Here is a 10,669-nt window from a genome sequence, read left to right as displayed (position 1 = left end):
CTGAGGCCAAGACCGTTGGTACGGGCAAACGAACGCATCAGTTTGAACGCCTCCGACACTTCCATGCCGGTTCTTCCTGCCAGCACCCCCTTGGCCTGTTCAATCAGGACCCTGCTGTTGAGTGCGCTTTGGAGTTGTTCAGCCAGAACCGACTGCTCACGCACGGAGCGTTCCTGCAACAAGCCGATGGTGGCCACGTCTGCCAGGGCCTGCGCCAACGCTATATCTTCCGGTGATAGTGGAACAGCGGTTGCACAGAAGAGGTTCAGGGCGCCAATGATCTCTTCTCGCAACCTCAGCGGAACGGCATGCGAGTAGTTGAAGCCAGCATCGCACGCAGCTTGTGCGAATTTTGGCCACGCGACCAGGCTGGACCTAAGATCGATATTCACGATCGCTTCTCCGGTCTTGAAACTGTCCAGACACGGACCTTGATCATGCTGTAGTTCAAAGAGTTCAAGAGTCTCAGCTCGGTCATCCGAGGTGGCCATGATCGTCAGGGAACCACGCTGATCGGCGAGCATCAACCCGGCAGCGTCGACTTCCAACAACTCCACGCTTCGTACCGTGACATTGTGAAGAAAGTCGACAACGTCAAAGTCCTTGACGAGCGTGTCCGCCAACTCGACGAATACTTCACCCAAATGTTCAACCTGTGCCATGGCACTTTCCTTTCCAGCGACCATCTCTAACTACAATCATGGATGTGTGTTCAGACACCGTCAATCACCGGCCACTTCATTGCCAAGCTTGAGCCGTCGAGCCAGGACGTCGCGTGCGATGTCTAGGATCGGCCGATCCGAAGAGTACGCCCGCCCCTGCAGCATTAACAGAGCCTGCGCGAGGCTGACACCGTGCTGAGCCGAGAGCATGCCTGTAGCCTGATGCACTTCACTTCTGCTCATCACTCCACTGAGCAACGCGGGATGAATGTTGTCCGGACCAGCCTCGGCTTGCAGGTGGAGTAGAACGGACACAGCTGCATCGGCGAATGCGAGAGCCTCCACCAGTTCGCCGTTCCCGAGATCTCCCTCCGCATCGCGGTATAGATCTAGCACACCAATCCGTATCCCACCGACTTGCAGGGGAAAAGCGAATACGGCCTTGACACCAGCTTCCAATGCTCCTGCCGTGAAGCCTGGCCACCTCGAGTATCCAGTGCGCCCCAACTCGGGTTGCAGAACTGGGCGTCGGGACACTGAAGCATCGATGCACGGTCCCTCCCCAAGCGTGAACTGCAACTCCTCAAGGATCCCTGCAGGACCGTCAGTGGCGGCAAGGATCCCCAAGGGCCCTTTGCTGGTCATCGAGATCAGGCCCGCTCCAGTAATGGACAATGTTCCGGCACAAGCGCGCACCAACAAGCCGGGAAGTTCGCTATCCAGACCATTAGCGGCACCCGGTGTGAATAACCCGACCAGAATCTGATTTGCCCGTCCTGCCGACATTTCAAACCTTTCTGCTGGTCATTCTCTACCGATTGAGTGAAATTCAGCTACCCTCACGAGCCTAGCGTCAACGTCGAGGAACATGCATCATGCGGACGCAGAGTTCAGAACATATTTACCTGGATCGTGGACGCGTCTACAGTGAAGATATAGGCGCTCTCCCCAGCACCTCTGCCCCGGACCCGGCGGTTTCTACTTGCACACGAGAGGCAGGGCACTCCCGAGTGACCCTGTTTTACGTTGTTCCGCTCTGAAGGTGAACATCATGGCATTGTCTGAGCATGAGAAGAAGATTTTGGCTGAGCTCGGCATGGAACTCAGCGCAGAGGATCCTAGATTCGCGCGATTGCTGGTGTCAGGTTCCACCCACCGATGGCCGTCCCGGCGCACGGTTCTGGGGGTACTGATTGTTCTGGCAGGTCTTGGCCTGCTCTTGCTCAGTATCGCCGTGCAGGCCACTATTTTGGGCGTAGCAGGGTTCCTCATCATGGTCAGTGGAGGGTCCTACGCCTGGGATTCAAAAGAGCCAGCAAGCAGGGCCCCGGCACCAGGCAGCGAAGTCGCCACTTTCATCAACGGCTTCAAGAACCACTGGGGCGAGCGGCATCACAGCGCATAAGCCGCGGACGTTGACTGGGTTGAGGATGCTGCCCGGGCCTTGCCGCCGATATGAAGGCCACCATGAGGGCCGCCACTAGGAACCTCGCGGCCACCAAAGGAGTGCACCATGAACGAAGATCAGCTCGAGCTTAGCCGGAGGCTGGCCAGGCAGTTGCGGGTGGATTCCATCCGTTGCAGCACGAGCGCCGGCTCCGGGCATCCCACCTCGTCCTTGTCGGCCGCGGACCTGATGGCCGTCCTGCTGACGGCGCATTTGCACTACGACTGGAATAAGCCCGATTTCCCGGCGAATGACCATCTGATCTTCTCCAAGGGGCATGCATCCCCACTGTTGTATTCCATGTTCCGAGCCGTTGGGGTGGTGGATGAGAAGGAACTCATCAACACTTATCGACAGTTGGGTGCACGTCTGGCCGGGCACCCCACACCGGCAATTCCGTGGGTTGATGTAGCCACAGGTTCGCTGGGTCAGGGTCTGCCCGACGCCGTTGGGGTCGCGTTGGCGGGGAAGTATCTGGACAAGGTGCCCTTCCATGTATGGGTTTTGTGCGGGGACAGCGAGACGGCCGAAGGTTCCATTTGGGAAGCACTGGACAAGGCCAGCTATTACAAGTTGGGAAATCTGACCGCGATCGTGGACATCAACAGGCTGGGCCAGCGCGGGCCCACCGAACTCCAGTGGGAAGTTCAGCGGTATGCGGCCCGCGTGGAGGCTTTTGGCGCGCGTGCCATCGTGATCGACGGTCACGATCTAATCGCCATAGATGCGGCACTTGGCCAAGCTCGAGAGGAGACAGATACGCCCACAGTGATCCTGGCCAGGACCATCAAGGCCAAGGGTGTACCGGAATTGGAGGACAAGAACGGCTGGCACGGTAAGGCACTCCCGCCGGACATGGCGGAACGGGCCATCACGGCACTGGGCGGGCCCACGAATCTGCAGATCAAAACACTTTCACCCGCCCAGGGCCACGCAGTCCCGGCCGCCAAGGCCAACCCTGGTGCCGTCGTCGTACTTCCAACCTATGAGCTGGGCGAGAAGGTGGCCACCAGGGTGGCCTTTGGAGCTGCCATCGCCGCGCTGGCGGACCGTCCTGAGGTCGTCGTCCTTGACGGGGAGGTCGGGAACTCAACGCACGCCGAAGAGTTCCAGAAAGTGTGCCCGGAACGGTACTTTGAAATGTTCATCGCAGAGCAGCAGCTTGTCGCATCGGCGGTGGGCTTCGCAGTGCGCGGGTACGTCCCCTTTGCCTCCACCTTCGCAGTATTCTTCTCGCGTGCCTTTGACTTCATCCGCATGGCCGGGATCTCACAGGTCAACATCCGATTGGTAGGCTCCCACGCCGGAGTTGAGATCGGGGAGGATGGACCCTCCCAGATGGCGTTGGAAGATATTGCCGCCCTGCGCGCTGTGTACGGTTCGGTTATTTTGTACCCTGCTGATGCCGCCTGCGCTGCCAAGCTCACCCTGACGATGGCCGACACCGAAGGCATTGTTTACCTGCGCACCACAAGGGGCGCCTACCCGGTGATCTACCCTGCGCAGGAATCATTCCCGATCGGTGGTTCGAAGCTCCACCACGCCAGCCCCGATGACCAGGTGGCTCTGATCGGGGCCGGAGTGACGCTCCATGAGTGCCTGGCAGCAGCTGAGGAACTCGCGAAGTTGGGTGTCAAGGCCCGGGTCATTGACGCCTACTCGGTCAAACCCATCGACAGGGCAGCCCTGGTCGAGGCCTGCAACGTCACCGGCAGCCGCTTGGTCGTGGTGGAGGACCACTATCCCGAAGGGGGACTGGGCAGTGCGGTGCTGGAAGCGTTGGCTAATGCCTCCGTGCCAGCACTGAGAATTGTGCACTTGGCCGTGCAGGGGCTGCCCACCTCGGGCAAGCCTGCCGAGCTCCTGGACGCCGCAGGAATATCCTGCCGGCATATTGTGGCGGCCGCACGCGAACTGGCCGGGCAATGACACAGCCGGCAATGACACAGACTGACGAAGAAGGAAATACGATGAAACCCACACGGCAACTTCACGAGTTTGGCCAAAGCCTTTGGTTGGACAACATCACCCGAGACCTGCTCGACTCCGGCACGCTCGAGCGTTACATTTCCGAGGAATCCATCACCGGGCTGACGTCCAATCCGACCATTTTTGACAAGGCCATCGCAGCAGGAACGGACTATGACCAGGACATTGCCGCGGGCAAGGGTGCCGGGGGTTCCGAGGAGGAAGTCTTCTTCGATCTGGCACTGGCTGACCTGCGGCGCGCTGCGGACTTATTCAGTCCGGTCCACGCACGCACTGACGGGGTCGATGGCTGGGTCTCCCTGGAAGTCTCCCCACTGCTGGCCCGGGACACGAAGGCCACCGTCGAACAGGCCAAGGCCCTGCATGCCAAGTCGGGGCGTCCCAACATTTTCATCAAAATCCCTGGAACGCCCGAAGGCCTGCCGGCCATCGAGGAGTGCATCTTCGCAGGCGTGCCCATCAATGTGACACTGCTCTTCTCGGCCAGACAATACCAAGATGCCGCAGAGGCGTACCTTCGCGGCATTGAACGGCGCGTGGCCGCCGGGTTGAACCCCGTTGTACCTTCGGTTGCTTCGCTGTTCGTCAGCCGGTGGGACAAGGCTGTCTCGGGACGGGTCCCGGGCCACCTTGAGGACCGGCTGGGCATCGCAGTGTCTAGGCTTGCGTACAAGGCATACCGGACGCTGCTGGAGTCCGCGAGGTGGGGCAGGCTGGCCAACGAGGGAGCCCGGGCACAGCGCCTGCTGTGGGCCAGCACCTCCACAAAGAACCCGGCCGCGCCGGATATTTTATACGTCCAGGCGCTGGCCGCACCCTTCACCATCAACACCATGCCCGAAGCGACGCTTGCAGCTTTCAGCGACCACGGAGAAATGGGGGACTTGGCAGCGTCCAAAGCCCGAGCCGCGAAGCAGACCCTGTCATCCTTCGCTGAGGTCGGCATCGACCACGAGGAACTGGCCGGACAACTCCAACACGAAGGGACGGAATCGTTCGACGCCTCATGGAAGAACCTGCTGGCAAGCATCCGCGACAAGGGCTAAATAGTGGCAGCAGGCACACCACTAGCGAAAGGATGAGCCGTGGCAACGAACGACGCAACAAACGAGAACAACAACAGCAGCGACACGCTCATGAAACTTAGTGACATGGGTGCCACTATCAAGCTCGGTGATGAGGACGTCCGCAGGTACTGCGTGAAAGACAAGGACGGTCACGACATCGGGAAGGTTCATGACCTGCTTGTCGATCCACGTGGGAACACGGTCCGCTTTCTGGTGGTGGAATCTGGCGGGTTCTTAGGGATGGGAGAGACCAAATCCTTCATTCCCGTTGATGCCATCACGCGCATCACCACGGGCGAGGTCCACATCGACCAAACCCGTGAGCGGGTTGCAGGAGCACCCCCGTACGACCCCGAGCTGGTCACCACCCGGGACTACCACCAAAACTCGTACGGCTACTACGGATTTTCGCCGTATTGGATGGGCGGCTATTCCTACCCAGTCTTCCCCTTCCATTTTCTGGGGCCTGACAAGGAGCCAGAACCACCCTCCGATTCCACCTCCTCACCCTAGGGAACTACGCCATGTCACTGCCAAGAACGAAACTCGTGAAGAAGGAAAAAGCAGCCGAAGGGACCATGCTGTTCCAGTTTGAAAAGCCCGAAGGGTTCACGTACAAGGCCGGCCAGTTCGCGGACTACACCCTGATTGACCCTTCCCAGACCGATGCGGAGGGCAACACCCGAGGATTCACGCTCGCCAGCGCACCTTATGAACCGAACCTCATGTGCACCACCCGCATGCGTGACACCGCATTCAAGCGCGTGCTCAAGGATATGCCGCTGGGCACCGAGGTGGAGCTGGATGCCCCATACGGTTCCTTTACGCTGCACAACAAGGTGGCCAGACCCGCGGTTTTTCTGACCGGCGGAATCGGAATCACTCCAGTGCGCAGCATCATCCTGCAATCGGTCCATGACAAGACCGGGCACACGATTATGGTGTTCTACTCCAACAAGCGTCCAGAGGATGCAGCCTTCCTGGAGGAGTTGAACCATGTGGCGGATGTGGAAGCCAACGTCACCGTCGTGGCCACCATGACGGAGCCCGAAAAATCTCGGCATGGCTGGACAGGGGAAACCGGGTACGTCGACAAAGAAATGATCGCCAGGCACGTCGAGGATTTAAGTGCGCCCATCTACTATCTTTGCGGTCCCGCCGGGATGGTCACCGCCATGCGCAGCCTCCTCAACGGTGCGGGGGTGGATGACGACGACATCCGCACTGAGGAATTCACCGGCTACTAAAAGCAGACTGCCCGACGGTGGCGCGTCAGCTGGAGGTCCGTGGCGACAGAGCGGAGTGCATCTATTTTAGGAGCGAAACATGATGGCGCAGATCGTCGAACCACCACGATTCTCAAGGATCGTGGTGGTTTTCGAACCGAACCCGGAGAAGGTCGCGCTCTATCTGAGCCGTCAGCTGTGCGCGGAGTTGGCCGTACGCATGCCGGGGATCCCGGTCGATCAACTGCCAACCAGCCATGCCGGACACGGGCGGGAGTTGGCAAGGGTCGCGGCACAGCAGTCCTTAGCGTCCCAGCCCGGCGGAGAGGGCACGAGCGGGTTGCCGCTACTGATCGTATCCGTCAGCGGAGACGGTGGTTTCAACGACGTGGTCAACGGTGTCATGGACGTTCCCAACAGCACCGCGATCTGCACCGTGCTGGCAGCCGGCAATGCCAATGACCATCGCCGCAGCGTTGCCTCCATGTCCGTCGTGGACGCGATCGTCACCGGGTCCATCCGACACATGGACCTGTTGAATTTGACTGTCCGTGAAGGCTCTTGCCCGCCTATGGAGCGGTTTGTGCATTCCTATGTTGGCTTCGGACTTACGGCGGACATGGCCCGCGGGATTGAAAACTCCGGCAAGGGACGGGTGCGTGAACTGTTTGGCGTGGCAATAACGCTTCCCGGGTTGCGGTCCTTCGAGATAGTGCGGCCAGACGGAGCCCGAGCCCGATTCGACAGCCTGGTTCTTGCCAACGTCAACCGAATGGCAAAGTACGGGACTGTGAGCGACTCAACGATTCCCTCGGATGGAAGGTTCGAAGTCATCTTCCTGCCCCACACAACGCGTTGGGCACTGGCGATAATGACCCTTCGGGCGGTAACCGTGGGGCTCGGTCACCAGAAGAGCGTTTCCCGCTACGAATTCAGCACTGAGGTGCCGTTGCCTGGTCAATTCGATGGTGAGATTTTCGACGTCCCTTCCGGCGCGTGCGTCGTGGTGGAAAGCGCCCACCGTGCAATCCGAACGCTCGGATAGGAGCCCGCCATGTAGAAGCTCAACAGACCGGCAGGACGAGCCGGAAGACGTATTTATACTCAAAAAAGGAAGGTTCATGCCATGAAGGAATCAACACGAGCTCAAGGCTCGACAGTTGTAGTGGGAGTCGACGGTTCCCCACAATCAATTCTTGCCTTGAAATGGGCCAAAACGTTGGCACCAACCCTCGGCGCGAGCATAGTTGCGGTTACCACGTGGCAGATTGACCCGATGTACAGCACCTATGCCGTTTTCGATCAGGACCCCGCAGACACCGCCCGCTCCATTTCCGCCGAGGCGCTGGTGACAGCATTCGGCGAGAATCCTCCCGCAGATCTCACGGCCTTGATCGTCCGCGGTCAACCTGCAAAAGTGCTGATCGAACTGTCCCTGTCGGCGAAGCTGCTGGTGGTGGGCTCACGGGGCCGCGGCGGATTCACAGGTCTGCTGATGGGATCTGTGAGCTCCGCCTGCGCCGCGCATGCCACCTGTCCGGTCCTTGTCCTCCATGCAGACGAGCGCACTGATTCCGATAACGACCTTGGCGCGGTTCTGGCTGACGGTCCCGATGAGCCTGCTGGCCAAGTCTGAAGCCGGCGGCCTGCCGGTGCAGCCGCTGTCCATCGCAGATGCAGCCCGGCAAACCCCGGACCAGGTGCTGGATGAACTTGGGTCGAGTGCCCTGTGTCTGTCCAGCAGTGACGCCCAAGAGCGCCTGGCGGCCGTGGGGCCCAACGCGCTGCGAACCCACAAGGCCAGCCCGTGGTTGGTGTTGGGCCGCCAGCTGGGCAGTCCCATTCTGATCCTTTTGATTGTCACTGCCGGCCTGTCCCTGTTCCTCGGGGATGCGACGAACTCGATTGTGATTGGCGTCATCCTCCTAGTCAGCGTCGGCTTGGGATTCAGCAACGAATTCCGCGCCGAACGCGCAGCCGAGGCGCTTCACTCACGCGTCACGCACACGGTTGTTGCCCTCCGGGACGGGGCTGCATGCCAAATCGACGTCGTGGGTTTGGTTCCCGGCGACGTGGTGCGGCTGGCTTTGGGCGCCATCATCCCGGCGGACATCCGGCTGCTCACCAGTGAGGAGATGTTGTGTGATGAAAGTATTCTCACGGGAGAATCGCTGCCTGCGGACAAAACCACCGCGTCCATCGTCGGGGATGCGGCACTGGCGGACCTTGCCTGCTGCCTGTTCATGGGAACAGTGGTCCAGAGCGGAAGCTGCACCGGAGTTGTCGTCGCCACCGGCGGCCGGGCCGAGTTTGGCAGAATTGCACTGGGTCTGGGGGAGCGCCAGCCGCAAACCGAATTCCAATTGGGCCTGAAGCGCTTCTCCTTCCTGCTGCTGCAAGTGGCCGTCGGCCTGACAACGCTCATCTTCATTGCAAACCTGCTGCTGGGCCGCCCGCTGCTGGAGTCCTTGCTGTTCTCCCTGGCCATCGCCGTCGGCATCACCCCGCAGCTGCTGCCCGCTGTCGTTAGTACCTGCCTCGCAGCAGGAACCCGGGCTCTGGCCAAGCGGCAGGTGCTGGTCAAGAGGCTTGTCTGCATCGAGGATCTTGGCGACATGGATGTGCTGGTCACGGACAAAACCGGCACCTTGACAGAAGGGCGCATCAGCTTCACAACAGCCCTGCCTGTCCTGCCCGACGTTTCCGAGGCGGCGCTTTTCACCCTTGGACTTGCATCCACGGAAGCTGACTACGCCAACGGCACAGTCTCCACTGTGGGCCAAAACCCGCTTGATGCCGCGCTCTGGGAATCCCCGCAGGCCAATGACTTTGACGCTGGCAGCCACAGGCGGATCGGCATCATCCCCTTCGACCACAAGCGCCGGATGACAAGCGTTCTGGTGGTGGATGCAGCCGGAGCCCAACGGATTGTCACCAAGGGCTCGCCCGAGGATGTCATGGAGCTGTGCACCCATATCCCGGCGCAGGCGCAGGCACAGTTGGATGAACAGTACGACGCCGGAGCACGGGTCATCGCCGTCGCCACCCGCACCGTCGTGGGCATGTCCGCGATCAAGCCAGCTGATGAGAACGGCCTGAACTTGGCTGGCTTCCTCATCTTCCTGGACAAACCCAAGGCCAACGCCAAGGACTCTCTGGTGGACCTGGCTTCCCTGGGCATCGCCGTCAAAATTGCCACAGGCGACAATGCCAGGGTTGCAGAAAAAGTGTGCAGGGACCTGGGTCTGGTGTCCGGCGGGACGCTGACGGGCGTGCAAGTTCAGGCGTTGACGGATCCGGAACTGGCCACGGCCGTCCGGGACACAACCATTTTCGCCCGGGTCTCGCCCGAACAGAAGGCGCGGATCATCCGCATGTTGCGCCTTGAGGGCCGTGCCGTCGCCTTTCTAGGTGACGGCGTCAACGACGCCCTGGCGCTGCACCACGCGGACGTTGGCATTTCCGTGGACAGTGCCACCGACGTGGCCAAGGATGCGGCTGACATTGTGTTGATGGACAAGGACCTTGGTGTCCTGGCCGAAGGGGTGCGAGAAGGACGCCGAATCTTCGCCAACACCATCAAATATGTCCTGATGGGAACTTCGAGCAACTTCGGAAACATGTTCAGCGCTGCAACCGCCTCCGTTGTGCTGAGCTTCTTGCCCATGCTTCCTGGCCAGATTCTGCTGAACAACCTCCTCTACGACACCGGCCAACTTGCTATTCCCGGGGACAAGGTGGATGAGGAGCAGTTGCTGGCCCCATCTCATTGGGACATAGCGTTCATCCGCCGGTTCATGCTCTTATTCGGCCCGATCAGTTCACTTTTTGACTTTGCCACGTTCGGCCTCATGCTGTTCGTCTTTACGGCGGCACCGGGGGAGTTCCGGGCCGGCTGGTTCATCGAGTCCATCGCCACCCAAACCCTGATCATCTTTGCCATTAGGACCCGGCGCGTACCGTTTCTGCGCAGCCGCCCCTCCGCCGGGCTGCTCTGGGCTTCCCTGGGTGTTGTGGTCGTGGGCATCTATTTGCCGCTGTCACCCGTGGGCGCAATCTTGGGCTTTGATCCGCTGCCGCTGCCTTTCTTCTTGGCCTTGTTGGCGATGACGGCGGTGTATTTGGTGCTGGTGGAATTTGCCAAGAGCTGGTTCTTTTCACGCCCAGCCCAAGGACAACCGGTGGCGCACGGCCGCGGACGAGCGCACCACATTCATCGTCGTTCGGCAAGATTTAGTGTGGCCGCCCCGCTCAACTCGCCGTGAAGCCTCGAAACAG

General features: G+C 60.3%; 10 protein-coding genes. 8 read left to right on the top strand and 2 right to left on the bottom strand.

Annotation, left to right across the window (positions count from 1 at the left end; all coding sequences use genetic code 11):
• Both Q4P21_RS03325 and Q4P21_RS03320 read right to left on the bottom strand, forming a co-directional pair.
• On the bottom strand, positions 1–662 hold a 662-nt coding region (locus Q4P21_RS03325), incomplete at its 3' end, for a GAF and ANTAR domain-containing protein (protein WP_303387438.1).
• A gap of 60 nt (positions 663–722) precedes the next feature.
• Positions 723–1,448 carry a GAF and ANTAR domain-containing protein gene (locus Q4P21_RS03320; RefSeq protein ID WP_303387437.1) on the bottom strand — a complete coding sequence of 242 codons (726 nt, stop codon included), beginning with the start codon at positions 1,446–1,448 and terminating at the stop codon, positions 723–725.
• Positions 1,449–1,713: 265 nt separating this feature from the next.
• Between Q4P21_RS03320 and Q4P21_RS03315 the strand changes: the two genes are divergently transcribed.
• The 8 genes from Q4P21_RS03315 to mgtA all read left to right on the top strand — a co-directional run bounded on the left by Q4P21_RS03315 (position 1,714) and on the right by mgtA (position 10,656).
• Positions 1,714–2,067 carry a DUF3040 domain-containing protein gene (locus Q4P21_RS03315; RefSeq protein WP_303387436.1) on the top strand — a complete coding sequence of 118 codons (354 nt, stop codon included), beginning with the start codon at positions 1,714–1,716 and terminating at the stop codon, positions 2,065–2,067.
• Between the two features lie 108 nt (positions 2,068–2,175).
• Positions 2,176–4,038 carry a transketolase gene (locus Q4P21_RS03310; RefSeq protein WP_303387435.1) on the top strand — a complete coding sequence of 621 codons (1,863 nt, stop codon included), beginning with the start codon at positions 2,176–2,178 and terminating at the stop codon, positions 4,036–4,038.
• 41 nt (positions 4,039–4,079) lie between these two features.
• Positions 4,080–5,144, top strand: a complete 1,065-nt coding sequence (gene tal / locus Q4P21_RS03305) for a transaldolase (RefSeq protein WP_303387434.1) — start codon at positions 4,080–4,082, stop codon at positions 5,142–5,144.
• Between the two features lie 39 nt (positions 5,145–5,183).
• Positions 5,184–5,678 (top strand): PRC-barrel domain-containing protein, encoded by a 495-nt coding sequence (locus Q4P21_RS03300; RefSeq protein ID WP_303387433.1) that lies wholly within the window; start codon positions 5,184–5,186, stop codon positions 5,676–5,678.
• A gap of 11 nt (positions 5,679–5,689) precedes the next feature.
• Positions 5,690–6,412: an FAD-dependent oxidoreductase gene (locus tag Q4P21_RS03295; RefSeq protein ID WP_303387432.1), complete on the top strand. Its 723-nt coding sequence runs from the start codon at positions 5,690–5,692 to the stop codon at positions 6,410–6,412.
• A 79-nt stretch (positions 6,413–6,491) separates the two neighbouring features.
• Complete coding sequence (locus Q4P21_RS03290; protein WP_303387431.1) at positions 6,492–7,436, top strand: diacylglycerol kinase family protein; 945 nt, start codon at positions 6,492–6,494, stop codon at positions 7,434–7,436.
• 81 nt (positions 7,437–7,517) lie between these two features.
• On the top strand, positions 7,518–8,027 hold the full coding sequence (locus Q4P21_RS03285; protein WP_303387430.1) for a universal stress protein: 510 nt from the start codon (positions 7,518–7,520) through the stop codon (positions 8,025–8,027).
• The gene (gene mgtA, locus Q4P21_RS03280) at positions 7,978–10,656 is read left to right on the top strand and encodes a magnesium-translocating P-type ATPase (RefSeq protein ID WP_303387429.1); all 2,679 of its coding nucleotides are present in this window, start codon (positions 7,978–7,980) and stop codon (positions 10,654–10,656) included. Before Q4P21_RS03285 ends, mgtA begins: the two co-directional genes overlap by 50 nt.
• Positions 10,657–10,669 lie beyond the last annotated feature (13 nt).

Origin of the sequence: Arthrobacter sp., from assembly GCF_030540645.1 — a bacterium.
Lineage (GTDB): Bacteria > Actinomycetota > Actinomycetes > Actinomycetales > Micrococcaceae > Specibacter.
The sequence above is the reverse complement of the archived record's forward strand: the minus strand, read 5'-3'. Positions and strand labels throughout refer to the sequence as shown.